The organism is Actinacidiphila yeochonensis CN732 (assembly GCF_000745345.1).
Taxonomy (GTDB): Bacteria; Actinomycetota; Actinomycetes; order Streptomycetales; family Streptomycetaceae; genus Actinacidiphila; species Actinacidiphila yeochonensis.
This window is the reverse complement of the sequence record NZ_JQNR01000004.1, coordinates 954,526-973,358: the sequence shown is the minus strand read 5'-3', so window position 1 is coordinate 973,358 and position 18,833 is coordinate 954,526. Positions and strand designations below refer to the sequence as shown.

Below are 18,833 nucleotides of genomic sequence, written 5' to 3'. Positions count from 1 at the left end.
ATCAGCCCACGGTCGGCGGGGTCGGGACCGCGCCGGGCACCTCGGTGCCGACGGTGGCCTGCCACACCTTCGCCCAGGTGCCGTCGGCCTCCACCTGCTGGAGCCAGGTGTTCACGAACTGCTTGAAGTCCGGCTCGTCCAGGGCGACTCCGACGCCGTACTCCTCCTTCGTGTACAGGCCGGGCAGGACCTCCAGGTCCTTGTTGGTGACCGCGTTGCCGGCGAGCAGGCTCTGGTCGAGGACGTAGGCGTCACCGCGCTTCTGGCTGAGGGCCTGCACGCACTCGGTGTTGGTGTCGAACAGCTGGATCTTGGCCTGCGGGGCGGCCTGCTTGACGGCGGCGGGCACCGTGGAACCGGACTCGGTGATGACCGTCTTGCCGTTGAGGTCGGCCATGGAGGAGATCCCGGTGGTGCCCTTGCGGACCTGGATGGCCAGGCCGTCCTCGTAGTAGGGGCCGGCGAAGGCCACCTGCTTCTCGCGCTCGGGGGTGATGGTGTAGGTGGCGAAGACGGTGTCCACCTGGTGGCTCTTGAGCAGCGCCTCGCGGGTCTCGGAGGTGACGTTGGTGAGCTTGGTGGAGGGCTTGCCGATGATGTACTTCGCCAGCAGCTGCGACATGGCCGCGTCGAAGCCCTGCACCTTGCCGGTGGTGGGGTTGAGCAGCGAGAACAGCGCGGCGGTCTGGGTCCCGCCGACCCGCAGATAGCCCTGGGCCTTGATCTTCGCCGCGGTGGAGCCCGGGGCGATGTCCGCGGCCGGCTTCTCGGCGGCGATGAGGGCGCTGACCGCGTCCGTGTCGCTCTTGACCGTGGCCTTGCCGCCGCCGTTGCCGGGCACCGCCGAGGAGCCCGAGGAGTCGGAGGAGGAGCAGGCGGTCGCGAAGAACGCGGTGGCGGCGAGCACACCGGCGACGAGGGCGGTGCTCCGGGCGGTGCGGCGCTTTGGTGATACGGCGGCGTTCATTGGATGAGGGTTTCCTTGTCTGGGGAGTCCGGGAGTCCGGGAGTCTGCGGAGCTATCTGCGGAGCGATCTGGCGGTGGGCGGCGCCGGCCGGCAGCCCGCCCGCGCGGTGCACTGGGCGCGGGCCGGTCCGGTCCGGGCCGGTTCAAGCGGGCCGTGCTGGTTCCGGCTGGTTCGGGCTGGTTCGGGCTGCTTCCGGCTGCGCCGGGACGGTCAGTGCTGGAGCACCTTGGACAGGAAGTCGGCGGCGCGTTCGTGTCCGGGGTCGGCGAAGAACTCCGCGGGCGGGGCGCTGGTCAGGATGCGGCCGGCGTCCATGAACACCACCCGGTCGGCGACCTTGCGGGCGAAGCCCATCTCGTGGGTCACCACGATCATGGTCATCCCCTCGGCGGCGAGTTCGGCGAGGACGTCCAGCACCTCCTGGATCATCTCCGGGTCGAGCGCGGAGGTGGGCTCGTCGCACAGCAGGACCGAGGGCTCCATCGCCAGTGCCCGGGCGATGGCCACGCGCTGCTGCTGGCCGCCGGACAGCCGGGCCGGGTGCACGTCGGCCTTGTCGGCCAGGCCCACCCGGGCCAGCAGCCGACGGCCGCGCTCCTGCGCCTCGGCCCGGGACAGTCCGCGCACCCTGACCGGGGCGAGCGCGATGTTCTGCAGGGCCGTCATGTGCGCGAAGAGGTTGAACGACTGGAAGACCATGCCCGCCTCGGCGCGCAGCCGGGACAGCTCGCGCCCCTCGGCCGGCAGCGGCACGCCGTCGATCTCGATCGTTCCCGAGGTGATGGTCTCCAGGCGGTTGACGCAGCGGCAGAGTGTGGACTTGCCGGACCCGGACGGGCCGATCACTGCCACGACCTCGCCGCGGTGCACGTCGAGGTCGACGCCGTGGAGCACCTGGACACCGCCGAAGTGCTTGTTGAGACCGCGGATGCGGACGAGAGGGGTGCTGGGGCCGGGCCCGGACGGTGTGTCGTCCGCGGCGGCGGCCAGGGCGTCAGAAGAGGTCAAGGCATGACTCCTGCGGCGAGGCGCCGAGTTGCGGTTGCCGGACATTCCATCGGATCGCCCTTCCCTCCGTCCAGCGAGGGTTTTTTCGGCCATCCATCAGTTGCTTTTATGATGCCTGGATGGAAGTACAGGGGCTGCGCGTGCTGACGGAGGTGGCGCGGACCGGCTCGTACACCGCCGCCGCACAGGCGCTCGGCTACACCCAGCCCGCCGTCAGCTACCAGATGCGGCGGCTGCAACAGTCCGTCGGCGCGCCGCTGGTGGTGCGCGTCGGCCGCGGCCTGCGGCTCACCGAGGTCGGGCAGGTGCTGGTCCGGCACGCGAACGGGATCTTCTCGGCGCTGCGCGCGGCCGACCAGGAGGTGGCCGCGTCGGTCGCGCACGGCGGCGGCCTGGTGCGCATGGTGGCGTTCCAGAGCAGTTGCATGACGCTGGTGCCGCGGGCCGTCGAACGGCTGGCCGCGGCCCATCCAGGCGTTCGGGTGACCGTGGCGCAGGCCGAACCGGTGGAGGCGCGGCGGGTGGTCCGGTCCGGCGAGGCGGACGTGGGCCTGCTGTGCAACTGGGAGAACGAGGAGCTCCCCGAGGGCGAGGAGACGATGCTGCGGCTGGAGTTGATGACCGACCGGCGCTTCGTCGTGATGCGCGAGGACCACCCGCTGGCCGGCCGGCCGGCCGTGGGCCTGGCCGAGCTGGCCGACAGCAACTGGGTGATGGAGAGCTTCCGGGACCGGTTCGTCGCGGCCTGCACGCATCTCGGCTTCGTCCCGCGCGTGGTGGCCACGGTGGACGACGCGCTGGCCACGCAGGCCCTCGTCGCCTCCGGACTGGGGGTGAGCCTGGTGAGCGAGCTGGGTCTGCACGCCCACCTGCTGCCCGGCCTGGTGTGCCGCCCGCTGAGCAACTGGCCGCTGCGCCGCACCTACCTGCTGATGTGGCCGGACATGCTCCAGGTCGGGGCGGTGGCGGCGGCGGTGCGGGTGATCCGCGCCTGCGCCGAGCAGCTGATGGCGGCCGCCCCGGCGATCGGCGGGGCGGTGCCCGGGGAGCACTGAGGGGGGCGGGCCGGCTGCGCGCACGGGGGGCGGGCCGCGCCGAGGTCCGGGGGCCGTTCGACCGGGCGGCGTCCGGGCGGCTCGCCGGCGGCCGGCGGCGCGGCTCGGGCGCCGTCGCGTGCGGCCCGGCGGACACCCGGGACAGCGGGCCCGGCCGTCCCGGACGGTAGATTGCCTGGACGCAACCGTGCTCCGGCCTCCGGAGCCCGCCGAGCCGAGACCGAGGACCCGCACCATGCCGCTCCAGATCAGAGCCACCGACGCCGAGCACCCGTCGGCCCTGCTCGACCTCGCGTGGCAGCTGCCGCTGGAGGAGTGGCCCGCCGAGTCGCTGGTCGCGCTGCCGCGCGGCATCTCCCGGCACGTGGTGCGGTTCGCCCGGGCCGGCGAGGAGGTGGTGGCGGTCAAGGAGGTCTCCGAGTGGGCGGCCGACCGCGAGTACGGGCTGCTGCGCGACCTGGACCGGCTGGCGATACCCGCGGTCGACCCGATCGCCGTGGTCACCGGCCGGGTCGCCGACGACGGCACCCCCCTGGAACCGGCGCTGATCACCCGCCACCTGGGCGGCTCGCTCCCCTACCGCTCGCTCTTCGAGACGACGATGCGCCCGGGGACCGTGAGCCGGCTGCTGGACGCGCTCGCGGTGCTGCTGGTGCGGCTGCACCTGGCGGGCTTCGCCTGGGGCGACTGCTCGCTGTCCAACACCCTCTTCCGCCGCGACGCCGGGGCCTACGCGGCCTACCTGGTGGACGCCGAGACCGGCCAGCTCCACCCGAAGCTCAGCGACGGGCAGCGCGACTACGACATCGAGCTGGCCCGGGTGAACATCGCCGGCGAGCTGATGGACCTGGAGGCGGGCGGCTCGCTCCACCCCTCGGTGGACCCCCTGACCTTCGCCGAGGCGATCTGCGCCCGGTACGAGGAGCTGTGGCACGAGCTGACCCGCGAGTCCGTCTACCCGGCGAGCAAGCGGCACTACATCGACCGCCGCATCCGCCGCCTCAACGGCCTCGGCTTCGACGTCGCCGAGATGCAGATCCAGCGCTCCCCCGGCGGCGACTCCGTCACGTTCCTGCCGAAGGTCGTCGACGCCGGCCACCACCAGCGCCAACTGCTGCGCCTGACCGGCCTGGACACCGAGGAGAACCAGGCCCGCAGCCTGCTCAACGACCTGGACCAGTGGATGGCCACGCAGGACGACTACGTCCCGCCGACCGGCCCGCGCAGCGCCGACCACGCCCTGGGCGCGCGCCCGGAGGTGCTGGCCCACCGCTGGGTGCGGGACGTGTTCCGGCCGACGGTGCGCGCGGTGCCCCTGGAGCTGCGGCGCGGCATGGACCCGGCGCAGGTCTACCACGAGCTGCTGGAGCACCGCTGGTACCTGTCCGAGCGGGCCCAGCACGACGTCGGCCTGGAGGCCACGGTGGCGAGCTACGTCGAGGACGTGCTCGCACCGCGCGGGCCGGACCCGTCCCAGGCTCCCGTCGAGGAGCCGGCCCCGACAGAGGACTGACGGCCCGACCTCACGCGCTCCCCTCGCCCCCTCGCCCTCTCCGCCCGTCGGCTCCCGTCCTGGCCGGGTTCCGGGGCGCCATCGTCCTCGGGCCGCGGTTCGTGCCGCCCCGGAGCGCGGCGTCAACGTCGGTCGGCGGCCGGAGTCGCGGCCCAGGAGGGGCCGTTCGTGCCGCCCGGGGCGCGGCGTCGACCGGGCGGGGGGCGGTCAGCCGGTCTCGGCCGTGTCCTCGGGTGCGTCGCTGATGCCCAGGCGGAGGTGCTCGACGTGGTAGACGGCCTGGTCGAGGAGTTCGGCGACGTGGTGGTCGTGCAGCGCGTAGACGATCGAGCGGCCGTGCCGCTCACCGACGACGAGGCCGAGGTTGCGCAGGAGCCGCAGCTGGTGGGAGCAGGCGGACTGCTCCATGCCGACGGCCTTGGCCAGTTCGGTGGCCGCCAGCGGGCCCTCGCGCAGCCGGGCCAGGATCAGCAGCCGGGAGGGGGTGGCCAGGGCCTGCAGGGTGGCCGCGACCTTGGTCGCGTTGGACGCGTCCAGCAGGGTGCGCGGGACGGTGTTCTCGTTCTCGGCGGCGGTGACTGCTCCATGGCCCATGGCGTCCATCCTACAAAAGACAGATGAAGAGCTGTTCATGTATTCCTGTATGGTGGACGCCCCGCCCTGCCTGCGCGAAGGAACAGCACAGCCATGTCCACGACCCTCACCGAGCGCCCGGCTCCCGCCACGGCCGCACGCGGGAGCACCCCTCCCAGGCGTCGTACGCGCGTCCTCGCGCTGGCCGAGGCCCGCTGGGCCGCCGCCGCCACCGTGGCCTTCCTGATCGCCCTGCCGTTGCAACTGGCCGGCGCCCCGGCCTGGGCCTGGGCGCCGGTGTACGCGATCGCCTACGCCACCGGCGGCTGGGAACCCGGATGGGCCGGCCTGCGGGCGCTGCGCGAGAAGACCCTCGACGTCGACCTGCTGATGATCGTCGCCGCGGTCGGCGCGGCCTCCATCGGGCAGGTGATGGACGGCGCGCTGCTGATCGTCATCTTCGCCACCTCCGGCGCCCTGGAGGCGCTGGCCACCGCCCGCACCCGGGACTCGGTGCGCGGCCTGCTCGACCTCGCGCCCACCACCGCCACCCGGCTGCTGGACGGCGGCGGCGAGGAGACCGTCGCGACCGGGGACCTGGTGGTCGGCGACACCGTCCTGATCCGGCCCGGAGAGCGCGTGGGTGCCGACGGCCGGGTGGTGGACGGCGTCGGCGAGGTCGACCAGGCGACCATCACCGGTGAGCCGCTGCCGGTCGCCAAACGGGCCGGGGACGAGGTCTTCGCGGGCACCCTGAACGGCACCGGCGCACTGCGGGTCCGGGTCGGGCGCGACGCCTCCGACTCGGTGATCGCCAGGATCGTCAGGATGGTCGAGGAGGCGTCCGGGACCAAGGCGCCCACGCAGTTGTTCATCGAGAAGGTCGAGCAGCGGTACTCCCTGGGCATGGTCCTCGCCACCCTGGCCGTCTTCCTGATCCCGCCGGCGTTCGGCGCGTCGGCGACCGGCTCGCTGCTGCGCGCGATGACCTTCATGATCGTCGCCTCCCCGTGCGCCGTGGTGCTGGCGACCATGCCGCCGCTGCTGTCGGCGATCGCCAACGCCGGACGCCACGGCGTCCTGGTGAAGTCCGCGGTCGTCATGGAGCGCCTGGGCCAGGCCGACGCGGTGGCGCTGGACAAGACCGGCACCCTCACCGAAGGCACTCCGCGCGTCACCGACATCCGCCCCCTGACCGGTTCCGGCCTGTCGGAGGAGGACCTGCTGGTACTCGCGGCCGCCGCCGAGCATCCCAGCGAGCACCCGCTGGCCCGGGCCGTCGTGGGCGCCGCCCGCGAACGGGGCCTGGACCTGCCGGTCGCCGCGGACTTCGCCTCGGCCCCGGGCGTCGGTGTGACCGCCACCGTGCGCGGTGCCGCCATGACGGTCGGCGCCCCGGCCCGGTCGGCCGACGGCGCCGACGACGCCCCTTCCCTCCAGGCCGCGGCTGTCACCGAGGAGCTGGAGCACGGCGGCCGCACCGCCGTGCTGGTCGGGCGGGACGGTACGCCGGTCGGCGTTCTGGGCATCGCGGACCGGCTGCGGCCGGACGCCGCCGCCACCGTCAGCGCGCTGGCGACGCTGACCGGCGGCACACCGATGCTGCTGACCGGCGACAACCCGCGCGCCGCCGCCCGCCTGGCCGCCGAGGTCGGCATCACCGATGTCCGCGCCGGGCTGCTGCCCCAGGACAAGGTCGCCGCCGTCCGGGAGCAGGAGCGGGCCGGCCGCAGGGTGCTGGTGATCGGCGACGGAGTCAACGACGCCCCCGCGCTGGCCGCGGCCCACACCGGCGTCGCCATGGGACGGGCCGGCTCCGACCTCGCACTGGAGACCGCGGACGTGGTCGTCGTGCGCGACGAGCTCGCCACCGTCCCGACCGTGGTCGCCCTGTCGCGCCGGGCCCGCCGGTTCGTGGCGCAGAACCTGCTGATCGCCTCGGTGTTCATCTCCGGCCTGGTGGTCTGGGACCTGGTCGGCCACCTGCCGCTGCCGCTCGGCGTCCTCGGCCACGAGGGCTCGACCGTCATCGTCGGCCTCAACGGCCTGCGGCTGCTGCGGGAGAGCGCGTGGAGGCGGGCCGGCACCGAGGGCACAGAAGGCACAGAAGGCACGGGAGACGCGGAAGGCGCCAGGTGAGTGCGCGGAGCCGCCGGGCCGCCTCCAGCGCCACGGCGGGGGCGGCCCGCTGCACGGTCACGGTCTGCCGCGGCTGCTGCTGCGGCACCCCCAAGGTCCCCGGCCTCGACCACGCCGCCCAGCTCACCGGCCTCCGGCAGTCCCTGGCCTCCGTCGCCACCGTCCGGACCGTCGGCTGCCTGGACGTCTGCGAGCAGGCCGACGTCATCGTCGTCCAGCCCTCCGCCGAGGGACGCGGAGCCGGCGGCCGGCCCGTCTGGCTGGGCCTGGTCAACGACCCCGACGCGGCAGCCGACATCACCGCATGGGTCGAGGCCGGCGGCCCCGGACTCGCCGATCCGCCCGACGTCCTCGACCTGTACGTCTTCCGCCCGGCCCGGCGCATCCGCCAGGAAGTCGAACGCTGACCCGCCGCCGACGGCGGGGACGATCGGTACGGGGCCGGTCAGCAGGTCGGACGGTCAGCGAGGAAGCGAACCAGTCGCGACCTCCGCGCCGGGACCCGGGTCAGTGCAGGCAGAGGCCGAGGAGGCAGAACGGGCTCCGCGAGGCGGAGGGCGAAGTGCTCGGGGCGCCGGTGCTCGGTGTGCCCGTCGGGCCGGTGGAGGGGGTGGACGGCGCGGTCGACCCGCTGGGAGTGGCTGTGGTGGCCGTGGCGGTGCCCGTCGGGGCCGGCGGCTTCGGTGACGCGGCCCCTGGCCGCGTGGTCCGGGCGGTGGCGGCGCCAGTGGCCGAGGGGCGGGCGGCCGGGCGCGCTCGGCAGGCGTGGCCGGCACGGCGGGCGCGGCCGGAGCGGTGGACGCGGAGGCGCTGGAGCCGGGGCGGTGGTGCCGGGCGGAGCGGAGCCGGGCGCTGTGGCGGTGTGCGGCTCGGCGGAGGAGCCGGAGGTGGCGACGAGTGTGGCGGTGCCCGCGCCCAGGACGGCGAGGGTGGCGAACGCGGCGGCGGCCCGGCGGCCGTGACGGCGCCGCTCAGCGGGGCGACGGCCCGCTCGGCGCCCTCAGCGCCCTCCGGCGGGGCGGGCGCTTCGCCGGCGGCGCCCGGAGGAGGTGCCGCGGGCGTCCCGGGCGGGAGCCGGGCTCGGGTGCACCGGCTCCTTCCGCCGGCCGGGATGATGTCCCGGAGGTCCGCCGGGGCACGCTCCGCACGCGTATCAGCGGGGCCTGCGGGGTTCGCTGGACCTGCGGGGCCTGAGGCGTCTGCGGCGCCTGTGACAGGGCCTTCGGGTCTCCGGCTTCCGACCCGATCGCTGACGCACCGCCAGATCGCCTTTCGAGACGGTACCTCGCGGCTGGAGCGGCGGACCGCGAGTGCCGGTCGTCGTCCTTCGCGGCCGCCTCCTGGTCGGCCCCGGCAGGCGCGGCGCCGGGACCCCGGGGGTCGATGTCGGGCGCGTAGGCGCCGCACTCCGGGCAAATGAAGGCACCGCCGAGCGGGCGGCGGCAGGTGCCGCAGCAGTCCATGCGCGGGCTTCTCCGGCCGGGACTCGCCCGGTGCGGTACAACCGGCGCGGCGGCCGCCGGCTTCTGCTCGCCCTTCGGATTCACCGTGCTCCCGTTTCCCATGAGTCACAAGGCTAGTACGGCTCCCGGCGAGGTCTGCCCCGCTCGCCGCCCCGGCACCCGCGCCCGCCGCGCCGGCCGAAGGAGCCGGGCAGGCCCGCCACGCGGCTTCCGGCCGCCGTGCGGTCACCCGCGCAGAACGCGTCACCAGCGGGCGAACCTCGCCTGCTCTGGCACCAGTTCACCACAGCCCCGAGGGTCCCTCTGGGCGGACGAGCGCCTTCCGCCCCGGCGGCTTCCCCTCGTCTCCCCTCCGGCCACCGGGTGTTGACCGGGTGTCAGTGGTGCCGGAGGGGTGGGTGGGAATAGCGTGCTCGCAGTCCGGTGGCCGGACCCCGACGGCCGGACCGTTCACGCACCGTCCGCACCTCACCCCGAATTCCGCTTTCTGGAGGTCGCGTTGACCGCTCACGCCCTGCTCAGCCGCGCCGCACTCACCCTCGCCGCGGCCGCCGCCCTCGTCGCGGCCGGCACCACCGCCTCGCACGCCGCCGCGCCCGCCGGGTGGACGGCCGCCGGCAGCTCCACCGTCGACTCGCTCACCGGCGGCGAGGGCATCGCCACCCGCGCCGACGGCTCCCTGCTCACCCGGGGGCTGGGCTCCGTCCCGCTGCGCCTGCGGGTCCAGGGCTGGAACCACGTGGGCGACCCCGACATCGCCGGCGGCTACGTCTTCGACGCCTACCAGGGCGGCGACAGCGCCACGTCCAAGATGTTCGAGGTCACCACGCCGTCCGGGCAGAGTTACGACTACACCCATCCGCTGGACGCGGGAGAGATGCTGAACAACTCCTTCGCCACCGTCTCGCCGGACGCCCAGTGGCTGGTGGCCGGCGAGTGGGGGCAGATGGACCGGCTCCAGGTGTTCCCCGCGCCGCTGACCAACCCCGCCACCCCGTCCACCGGCGGCACGCTGGCACAGGCCGGGCAGATCACACTGGACACGGCCGTGGACGACGTGCAGGGCTGCGACTTCACCGGCCCGACCAGCCTGGTCTGCGCCTCCGACGACGCCACGAAGGACGTCTTCGAGGTCGACCTGCCGCACGCCCTCGACGGCACACCGGTCACCGGGCACGTCACCGGCCTCTTCCAGCTCCCCCAGCAGAGCCTGTGCTCCGGCACGTTCGAGACGGAGGGCGTCGACTACGACACCGCGGCGAAGGTGCTGCGGGTGGAGATCGTGCCGCCGAGCGTGTGCGAGGTGGCCACGACCGTCTACTCCTACCGCCCGACCTCCTGAGCCGCGGCTCCCCGCGCGCCGCCCGCCCTCCGGCCGGATCGGTCCGGTGGGAGGGCGGGCGGCGCGGCGCTCGGGCGGCGCCGGCCGCGCCCCCGGCCGCGCCAGGTCACGCGGCGAAGGCGTCCACGCCGGTCAGCTCGGCGGACAGCGCCCACAGCCGGGCGGCCTGCTCCGGGTCGGTGGCCCATTCCCTGACGCCCGTCCGCTCGCCCGGCGCCGTGGGCAGGGCGATCTCGCAGTCCTCCAGGTAGACGCCGCCCAGGCCGTCCAGCCGCGGTGAGGTGGCGGCCCACACCTGGGTGGCGGCGCCCTGCTCCGGGGTCTTGAAGCCGGCCGGGTTCAGCGGCTTGCCGTCGGCGTCGATCCAGCCGCGGTCGACCATCTCCTGCTTGGGCAGGTGGCGCTGGAGCGGGGTGAGGATGCCGCCGGGGTGGAGCGAGAAGGCCCGCACGCCCCGGTCGGCGGCGAGGGTGTCGAGCTGCCGGGCGAAGAGCGCGTTGGCGGTCTTGGCCTGCCCGTAGGCGACCCACTTGTCGTAGCCGGTGGTGAAGTGGAGGTCGTCCCAGCGAATGGCCGAGTTGTGGTGGCCGATGGAGGAGACGGAGACGACGCGGCCGCCGCCGTTCCGCTCGATCGCCGGGAGGAGGCGGTTCACCAGGGCGAAGTGGCCCAGGTGGTTGGTGGCGAACTGGGCCTCCCAGCCCGGGCCGACGCGGGTTTCCGGGCAGGCCATGACGGCGGCCGAGTCGATGACGATGTCGAGGTCGCGGCCGGAGGCGAGGAACCGGTCGGCGAAGCGGGCCACGCTGTCGAGGTCGGCGAGGTCCAGCTCGTCCACCTCGGTGTCGGGGATGGCGGCCAGCGCCTCCTTGGCAGTGTCCGGCCGGCGGGCGGGCACGACGACGTGCGCGCCGGCGGCGGCCAGCGCGCGGGTGGTCTCCAGACCGAGGCCCGAGTAGCCGCCCGTGACCAGGGCGAGGCGGCCGGAGAGGTCGATACCGTCCAGCACCTCGGTGGCCGTGCTGGTGGCGCCGAAACCGGAGTTGATGGGGCGTTGTGGTGTCGTCATGCGACGAGGCTAGGAGCTGGAGTGGACTCCAGCGCAAGTGCGGCTCCCACCGGGCGAGCCGCCTTCCCCCGGACGGGCCCGTGACGTCCCCGCGCCGCGCGAGGGGCCCGCGCGGTCCACGACCGTCAGGTGCGCAGCCCCCGGGCCGTGCGGAACCGGGCGAGCCCCTCGGCGAGGTCCACCACCGGCTCCGGGTAGTCCAGCCCGGACCGCTCCCCCGCCGGCAGCCGCCACGGCTCGTGGACGGCCGCCCCGGCCACACCGGCGAGTTCGGGTACCCAGCGTCGTACGTAGCCGCCGTCGGGGTCGAAGCGGCGGGCCTGCCGGATCGGGTTGAGCACCCGGTTGGGCCGGGTGTCGGTTCCGGTGCCGGCCACCCACTGCCAGTTCAGCTGGTTGTTGGCCACGTCGCCGTCGACCAGCAGGTCGAGGAAGTGGCGGGCGCCCGCGCGCCATTCGATGTAGAGGGTCTTGGTGAGGAAGCTCGCGGTCAGCAGCCGTCCCCGGTTGTGCATCCACCCCTCGTGGCGCAGTTGCCGCATGGCCGCGTCGACGACCGGGTAGCCGGTCCGGCCCGCCCGCCACGCTTCGAGGTCGGCGGCGGCCGCGCCGGAGGGGGGACGCCAACGGTCCTCCCGGGTGCGGTAGTCGTCGTGGGCGGCGGCCGGACGGGCGTCCAGGAGCTGCTGGTTGAAGTCGCGCCAGGCGACCTGGCGGACGAACGCCTCGGCGCCGGGGCCGCCCCGGGCACGGGCCCGGGCCACGGTCTCGGCGGCCGAGAGGGTGCCGAAGTGCAGGTGCGGGGAGAGCCGGGAGGTGGCGTCGCCGGCGAGGTCGTCGTGGCGGTCCTCGTAGGAGTCGGCGGCCGAGCGCAGCCAGGCGGTGAGCCGCCGGCGGGCCTCCCTCTCGCCGCCGCGGGCCAGCGCGGGCGAGGCGCCGGCGGTCTTCGCGCGGTCGGGCAGCGGCGCGGAGCCGGGCCCGTCGGGGACCGGGACGCGGCGCGGAGCGCCCCCCGGTGACCGCTGCGGCGCCGCCGACCACTGGCGGAAGTAGGGCGTGAAGACGGCGAAGTGGTCGGAGGAGGCGGGGGTGACGGCGCCGGGCGCGAGGGCGGTGGTGACGGCGTCCAGCACCTCCAGCCGCCGCCCGTCGCCCTCCAGCGCGGCCCGCAGCCGCCGCTCTCTGCGGTGGGCGTAGGCGCTGGTGCCGGCGGCGGTGTAGACGGCGGCGGCGCCCGTCTCGGCGGCGGCCCTGGCGGTCTCCTCGACGGTGTCGCCGTGGCGCAGCACGAGCCGGCCGCCGCGCTCGCGCAGCCCGGCGTCGAGGTCGGCGAGGCAGTCGGCGAGGAAGGCCAGCCGGTTGGGGGCGGCGAACCCGGCGGAGTCCACGGCCGGATCGCGGACGAACAGCGGCAGCACCTCGTCGCAGTGGCGCAGGGCGGTGCTCAGCGGCGGGTGGTCGTGCAGCCGCAGGTCGGCGGTGAACAGGACGACTGCGGTGGTCATGGGGGGGCTCACAGGGGGCTCGCTGGGGGTTCGTGGATGACGGGGTACACAGGGCTACGGGGGGTCACGGGGGCTCACGGGTGTGCTCCGGGGGGCGGGGCGGCCGGCCGGACGGCGGGATCGGCGGCGGCGCGGGCGATGTTGCGCGCCATGCCGCCGAAGACGAAGGCGTGGAAGGGGGCGACGCTCCACCAGTAGGCGTGTCCGGCCAGGCCGCGCGGGTGGAAGACCGCGCGCTGGTGGTAGCGGGACCGGCCGCCGGGGGCGGGGTCGACGCACATCTCCAGCCAGGCCAGACCCGGCAGCCGCATCTCGGCCCGCAGCCGCAGCAGCCGGCCCGGCTCGATCTCCTCCACCCGCCAGAAGTCGAGGGAGTCCCCGACCCGCAGCCGGACGGCGTCGCGCCGGCCGCGGCGCAGTCCGACGCCGCCGGCGAGCCGGTCGAGCAGGCCGCGCACCGCCCACGCCGGCTCCATGGAGTACCAGCCGTTGTCGCCGCCGATGCCCTCGACGACCCGCCACAGCGCGTCGGGGGAGGCGTCGACGAGCTGTTCGCGCGTGTCGGTGTAGAGGCTGCCGCCGGCCCAGTCCGGGTCGGTGGGCAGCGGGTCGCTGGGCGCGCCGGGCACGGCGGCGGAGGACCAGCGGGTGACGACCTGGGCCTCGCGGATGCGCTGGAGGGCGAGGCGTACCGAGTCGTCGAAGCCGATCGGGTGGCCGGGCGGGTCGGGCACGTAGGCGGTGATGTCGCGGTCGTGGCTGACCACTTCGTACCGCAGCGACTCGGCCAGCGGCCGGGCTAGGGAGCTGGGCACGGGGGTGACCAGGCCGACCCACAGGCTGGACAGGCCCGGGGTGAGCACCGGCAGCGGGATGATGACCCGGCGGCGCAGTCCGGCCACGGCGGCGTACCGCAACATCATCTGACGGTACGTCAGGATGTCCGGACCGCCGATGTCGAAGGCGCGGCTGACCTCGGACGGCAGGTGGGCGCAGCCGGCGAGGATGCGCAGCACGTCGCGGACGGCGATGGGCTGGATGCGGGTGCGCACCCAGCGGGGGGTGACCATGACCGGCAGCCGCTCGGTGAGGTAGCGCAGCATCTCGAAGGAGGCCGAGCCGGAGCCGATGACGACGGCGGCGCGCAGCACGGCGGTGGGCACGCCGGAGCCCAGCAGGATCTCGCCCACCTGGGCGCGCGAGCGCAGGTGCGGGGAGAGGTCGGCTTCGGGGACGCCGGGCGGGGTCAGGCCGCCGAGGTAGACGATACGGCGCACCCCGGCGGCTCTGGCCTGCTCGCCGAAGATCCGGGCGGCACGGCGGTCGGTCTCCTCGAAGTCGGGGCCGCCGCCGAGGGTGTGCACGAGGTAGTAGGCGGTGTCGACGCCCCGCATCGCCTCGGCCACGGCCGCCGGGTCGGTCACGTCGCCGGCGGCCACGTCGATCCGGCCGGCCCAGGGGTGGTCGCGCAGTTTGGCGGGGGTGCGGGCCAGGCAGCGCACCCGGTGGCCGCGGTCGAGCAGTTCGGGGACCAGCCGCCCGCCGATGTACCCGGTGGCGCCGGTGACCAGGCACAGCGACCGGCCGCCGGGGTCCGCGCCGGAACCCGCGCCGCCGCCCGCGCCGGGCCCGGCTCCGGGGCGGCGTGGGCCCGTCCCGCCGACCCTCCGGCTCCGGGGGCGTGCCGCCGTCGCGGCCGGCCGAACCGCTGCTCATGGACCTGCCTCCCGCTCCTCGGACCCGCCTGCTCCCCCGCGTACCACCCGTCCTGCCCGTACCGCCCGTACCGCCCGTGTACCCCTGCGTGGCGGCGCATACCGGCACCTACCGCCCTGTACCGGCAGGCGACGCGACGGGGACGCCGTCTGCACCGCGGGCGGCCGCGCGTCATCCCACGTCTACCGCACGGGTCGGCGCGGACCGCCCGCGGCGCGCCGGGTGGCGGCGAGGACCACCGCCGAGGGCAGGAACTCCGGAACTTTCAGTGGAAAGTTTGGATGTAACAGAGATGCGTCTGAATATTGCGTACGCGTGTCGAGGTGGCTACGGTTCCCCTTGCGTCGCCGCCTCACCCCCACCCACATCTCGCCGGCCCCACCCCGCGAGACCCCGAAAGCCCCCCACATCCCCAAGGCCCACACCCCGGACGGCTTCCGTCCCGGAACCGCGCCGCCGCGGCACCCGCGGCCGCGCCCGCCCACGGCTCAGCACCCCGGCACGCATCCGCCCTCCACGCGGGTGCGGCGCCCACCTCCAGCACCGGCCCGGGTACCGCCACGCCATCCCGGCGGTACCCGGGCCGGCACCAGCCGCCGCGCGCACCGGCCGCCACGCCGGCTCGCGCGGGCGGGCGCCACGACGGGCCCGCCGGCATACGCACATCGGACACCTGACGGCATCCGGACGGCCCGAGGCCCTCCGTGTCGAGAGGAGCAGCAGATGTTCCAGGCCCTGAGAGCGCTCAGACGAGCAGTCGCGGTGGGCGGGACCACCGCGGTGCTCGCCGCGGGCGGTGTACTCGCGCTGACCGGCCAGCCCGCCACCGCGGCGACCCCGGCGGTGGCCACCGGCGGAAGCGGCGCGAGCCTGCCCTACGTCGAGGTGCAGGCGGAGAACTCGGCCACCAACGGAACGGTGATCGGGCCGAGTTTCGCCTACGGACAGCTCGCCGACGAAGCCTCGTACCGCAAGGCGGTCACCCTCCAGGGGGGCGGCAAGTACGTCACGTTCACCACCCCGGTGGCGACCAACTCGATCGACTTCCGCTACAGCATCCCCGACACGTCCGGCGGTTCGGTCTACACCGCCCCGCTGTCGCTGTATGTCAACGGCACCAAGCAGACCGACTTCAACCTCACCAACGCCTACAGCTGGTACTACGGCAGCTACCCGTTCACCAACTCGCCGGGCAGCAACCAGCACCACTTCTACGACGAGGCGCACCGGCTCTTCTCCACCACGTATCCGGCCGGCACCACCTTCACGCTCCAGGTCGACTCCGAGGACACGGCGTCCTCGTACACCGTCGACTTCGCCGACTTCGAGAACGTCGGCTCGGCCCTGTCGCAGCCGTCCGGCTCGGTCTCGGTGACCAGCGAGGGCGCCGACGCGACCGGCGCGGGCGACTCCACCGCCGCGTTCAACGCCGCGATCAGCGCGGCCGGTTCGGGCGGCACCGTGTGGATCCCGCCGGGCACGTACAACGTCCCCGGGCACATTGCGGTCAACAACGTGACGATCGCGGGCGCCGGCATGTGGTACTCGACCGTCACCGGCACCGCGCCCGGCTTCTACGGCAACTCCGCCCCCAACCCCAGCACCAACGTGCACCTGCAGAACTTCGCCATCTTCGGCAACGTCCAGGAGCGCGACGACAGCGCGCAGGTGAACGGCATCGGCGGCGCGCTCAGCAACTCCACGGTGTCCAACCTCTGGATCGACCACATGAAGGTCGGCGCCTGGATGGACGGCCCCATGGACAAGCTCTCGTTCTCCGGGATGCGCATCCGCGACACCACCGCCGACGGCATCAACTTCCACGGCGGGGTCACCAACTCCTCGGTGACCAACAGCGACATCCGCAACACCGGTGACGACGGCATCGCCACCTGGGCGGACTCCGGCCTGGGGGCCGACGCCAACGACACCATCACCAACAACACCGTCCAGGAGCAGATCCTGGCCAACGGCATCGCGATCTACGGCGGCCACGACAACACGGTGAGCGGCAACCTCGTGCAGGACACCGGCCTCGCCCAGGGCGGCGGCATCCAGGTCGGCCAGCGCTTCACCTCGACGCCGACCGGCACCACCACGATCAGCAACAACACGCTGATCCGCGACGGCAGCCTCGACCCCAACTGGCAGTTCGGGGTGGGCGCGTTGTGGTTCGACGGCAGCCAGGGCTCCATCACCGGACCGATCAACGTCTCCAACGCGCTGATCGAGCAGAGTCCGTACGAGGCCGTGCAGTGGGTGGAGGGCACCGTCAGCGGGGTGAACCTCAACAACGTCACCATCGCAGGCACCGGGACGTTCGCCCTCCAGGAGCAGACCGGCGGCGCCGCGTCGTTCACCAACGTGACCGCGACCGGCGTCGGCGCCTCCTCACCCGTCTACAGCTGCGAGGGCGGCAACTTCGCGGTCACCGACGGCGGCGGCAACTCGGGGATCAGCGGGACGCCGCTCTGCGGCGCCTGGCCCACGCCGGTCTTCCCGCCCTACCCGCCGACCGGCGTGACGGCCACCCCCGGCGCGCTCGACTTCGGCTCCGTCGCCTCGGGTTCGGCCAGCGCGGCCAAGGCCGTCACCGTCTCCAACCCGACCGGCTCGGCCGCTGCGGTCTCCTCGATCACCGCGACCGGTGACTTCACCCAGACCAGCACCTGCGGCTCGTCGATCGCGGCGAACGGCAGCTGCACCGTCAACGTCACCTTCAAGCCGACGGCCACCGGTGCCCGCACCGGCACCCTGACCGTCAACGCCGGCGGCACCACCAGCACGGTCGCCCTGACCGGCACCGGCACCGCGCCGGGCCCGGTGCTCAGCGCCGACCCGTCCGCGCTCTCCTTCCCGGCCACGCTGGTGGGCAGCAGCGCCACCGCCAAGACGGTCACCCTCACCAACACCGGCACCACCACCGCGACCGTCTCCTCGGCGGCGGCGACCGGCGACTTCACCCAGACCAACACCTGCTCCAGCGTGGCCGTCGGCGCCACCTGCACCGTCAGCGTCACCTTCAAGCCCACCTCGGGCGGCTCCCGCACCGGCACGCTCACCGTCACCAGCAACGCCAACAACAGCCCGCTGACCGTGGGGTTGAGCGGATCGGGCATCGACAGCAACACCAACCTCGCTGCGGGCAAGACCACTTCGGCCAGCTCCGCCAACAGCCTCTACCCGTCCTCCAACGTCACCGATGCCGACGCCTCGTCGTACTGGGAGAGCACCGGAGCCTTCCCGCAGTGGGCACAGGTCGACCTCGGGCAGAACTTCTCCGTGGGCAAGGTGGTGCTCAAGCTGCCGCCGGCCACCGCGTGGGCGGCCCGCACCCAGACGCTGTCCGTCCAGGGCTCCACCGACGGCAACAGCTTCAGCAACCTCGCCGGCTCCGCCAACTACACCTTCGATCCGGCCTCCGGCAACACGGTGACCATCAACTTCACCGCCGCCACCGCCCGTTACGTGCGGATCAACATCACCGCCAACACCGGCTGGAGCCAGGCGCAGCTCTCCGACCTGGAGGTCTTCCCGGCCGCCGGCGGCACCACACCGTCCTCGGCCACGCTGGCCGCCAACCCGACGTCGCTGAGCTTCAGCGACCAGGCGCCCGGCAGCACCAGCGCCGCCAAGACCGTCACCGTCTCCAACTCCGGCAGCGCCGCCGCGGCGGTCTCCTCGGTCGCGGTGACCGGTGACTTCAAGCAGACCAACACCTGCGGCACGTCCATCGCCGCGGGCGGCTCCTGCACGGTGAGCGTGACCTTCGCGCCGCTGGCCTCGGGCGCGCACACCGGCACCCTCACCGTCACCAGCAACGCCTCCAACAGCCCCACCACGGTGGCCCTCTCGGGCACCGGTACGGGCACGGTGAGCACCAACCTGGCGCTCGGCAAGTCCACCAGCGAGTCCAGCCACAACGACGTCTACCCGTCCGCGAACGTGACGGACGGCAACCAGTCGACCTACTGGGAGAGCGCCAACAACGCCTTCCCGCAGTGGGTCCAGGTCGACCTCGGCTCGGCGCAGAGCGCGAGCCGGGTGGTGCTCCAGCTGCCCGCCGGCTGGGGGGCGCGCACCGAGACGCTGTCGCTGCTGGCCAGCACCGACGGCACCAACTTCAGCACGGTGAAGTCCTCGGCGGACTACACCTTCGACCCGAACAGCGGCAACAACACCGTCACCATCACCTTCACCGCCACCAGCCAGCGCTACTTCCGGCTGAACTTCACCAACAACACCGGCTGGCCCGCCGGCCAGGTCTCGGAGTTCCAGGTCTGGAACGTCTGACCGAAAAGCCCTGTCCGCGCCCCTCCCGGCCCGCGCGTCCGCGGGCCGGGAGGGGCGCGGCGGCAGCTCCGGGTCTTCTCCGGTGCTTCGGGCCCGCATCGAGTCCCCGGGCCTACTACTCCTCGAAGACCGCGTCGATGGCTGCGCCTCCATGTTCACCCGCACGGGGCAGGAAGTGCGAATACGTCC

The 18,833-nt window shown here is 74.0% G+C and carries 12 protein-coding genes; 6 read left to right on the top strand and 6 right to left on the bottom strand.

Translation table 11 applies throughout. The features are described from left to right. Position 1: 1 nt before the first annotated feature. Both BS72_RS10715 and BS72_RS10710 read right to left on the bottom strand, forming a co-directional pair. Positions 2 to 967 carry a glutamate ABC transporter substrate-binding protein gene (locus BS72_RS10715; protein ID WP_037908927.1) on the bottom strand — a complete coding sequence of 322 codons (966 nt, stop codon included), beginning with the start codon at positions 965 to 967 and terminating at the stop codon, positions 2 to 4. A 211-nt stretch (positions 968 to 1,178) separates the two neighbouring features. Continuing rightward, the gene (locus tag BS72_RS10710; RefSeq protein ID WP_407638954.1) at positions 1,179 to 1,976 is read right to left on the bottom strand and encodes an amino acid ABC transporter ATP-binding protein; all 798 of its coding nucleotides are present in this window, start codon (positions 1,974 to 1,976) and stop codon (positions 1,179 to 1,181) included. A 119-nt stretch (positions 1,977 to 2,095) separates the two neighbouring features. Here BS72_RS10710 and BS72_RS10705 point away from each other — a divergent pair, with 119 nt between their 5' ends. Together BS72_RS10705 and BS72_RS10700 are read left to right on the top strand one after the other, a co-directional pair. Further along, positions 2,096 to 3,031 (top strand): LysR family transcriptional regulator, encoded by a 936-nt coding sequence (locus tag BS72_RS10705; protein ID WP_063836023.1) that lies wholly within the window; start codon positions 2,096 to 2,098, stop codon positions 3,029 to 3,031. Positions 3,032 to 3,266: 235 nt separating this feature from the next. Next, positions 3,267 to 4,544, top strand: coding sequence for a DUF4032 domain-containing protein (locus BS72_RS10700; RefSeq protein WP_037908926.1), 1,278 nt, complete (start codon positions 3,267 to 3,269; stop codon positions 4,542 to 4,544). A gap of 207 nt (positions 4,545 to 4,751) precedes the next feature. Here BS72_RS10700 and BS72_RS10695 read toward each other — a convergent pair whose 3' ends face one another. Continuing rightward, the gene (locus tag BS72_RS10695; RefSeq protein ID WP_037910020.1) at positions 4,752 to 5,138 is read right to left on the bottom strand and encodes an ArsR/SmtB family transcription factor; all 387 of its coding nucleotides are present in this window, start codon (positions 5,136 to 5,138) and stop codon (positions 4,752 to 4,754) included. A 93-nt stretch (positions 5,139 to 5,231) separates the two neighbouring features. Here BS72_RS10695 and BS72_RS10690 point away from each other — a divergent pair, with 93 nt between their 5' ends. From BS72_RS10690 to BS72_RS10680, 3 genes are all read left to right on the top strand, one after another. After that, positions 5,232 to 7,256: a heavy metal translocating P-type ATPase gene (locus BS72_RS10690; protein WP_037908923.1), complete on the top strand. Its 2,025-nt coding sequence runs from the start codon at positions 5,232 to 5,234 to the stop codon at positions 7,254 to 7,256. Beyond that, a complete protein-coding gene (locus BS72_RS10685; RefSeq protein WP_037908921.1) occupies positions 7,253 to 7,663 on the top strand; it encodes a hypothetical protein in 411 nt (136 codons plus the stop codon). Before BS72_RS10690 ends, BS72_RS10685 begins: the two co-directional genes overlap by 4 nt. Before the next feature lie 1,555 nt (positions 7,664 to 9,218). After that, positions 9,219 to 10,061: a hypothetical protein gene (locus BS72_RS10680; protein WP_232792320.1), complete on the top strand. Its 843-nt coding sequence runs from the start codon at positions 9,219 to 9,221 to the stop codon at positions 10,059 to 10,061. Positions 10,062 to 10,167: 106 nt separating this feature from the next. On the opposite strand, the gene BS72_RS10675 is transcribed toward BS72_RS10680, so the two are convergent. The 3 genes from BS72_RS10675 to BS72_RS10665 all read right to left on the bottom strand — a co-directional run bounded on the left by BS72_RS10675 (position 10,168) and on the right by BS72_RS10665 (position 14,212). Next, positions 10,168 to 11,130 (bottom strand): SDR family NAD(P)-dependent oxidoreductase, encoded by a 963-nt coding sequence (locus BS72_RS10675; RefSeq protein ID WP_037908918.1) that lies wholly within the window; start codon positions 11,128 to 11,130, stop codon positions 10,168 to 10,170. A gap of 125 nt (positions 11,131 to 11,255) precedes the next feature. After that, positions 11,256 to 12,635, bottom strand: coding sequence for a cryptochrome/photolyase family protein (locus BS72_RS10670; RefSeq protein ID WP_037908915.1), 1,380 nt, complete (start codon positions 12,633 to 12,635; stop codon positions 11,256 to 11,258). A gap of 74 nt (positions 12,636 to 12,709) precedes the next feature. Further along, positions 12,710 to 14,212: an SDR family oxidoreductase gene (locus tag BS72_RS10665; RefSeq protein ID WP_051950922.1), complete on the bottom strand. Its 1,503-nt coding sequence runs from the start codon at positions 14,210 to 14,212 to the stop codon at positions 12,710 to 12,712. Between the two features lie 862 nt (positions 14,213 to 15,074). On the opposite strand from BS72_RS10665, the gene BS72_RS10660 reads away from it, so the two are divergent. Beyond that, complete coding sequence (locus BS72_RS10660) at positions 15,075 to 18,644, top strand: choice-of-anchor D domain-containing protein (RefSeq protein WP_037908913.1); 3,570 nt, start codon at positions 15,075 to 15,077, stop codon at positions 18,642 to 18,644. Positions 18,645 to 18,833 lie beyond the last annotated feature (189 nt).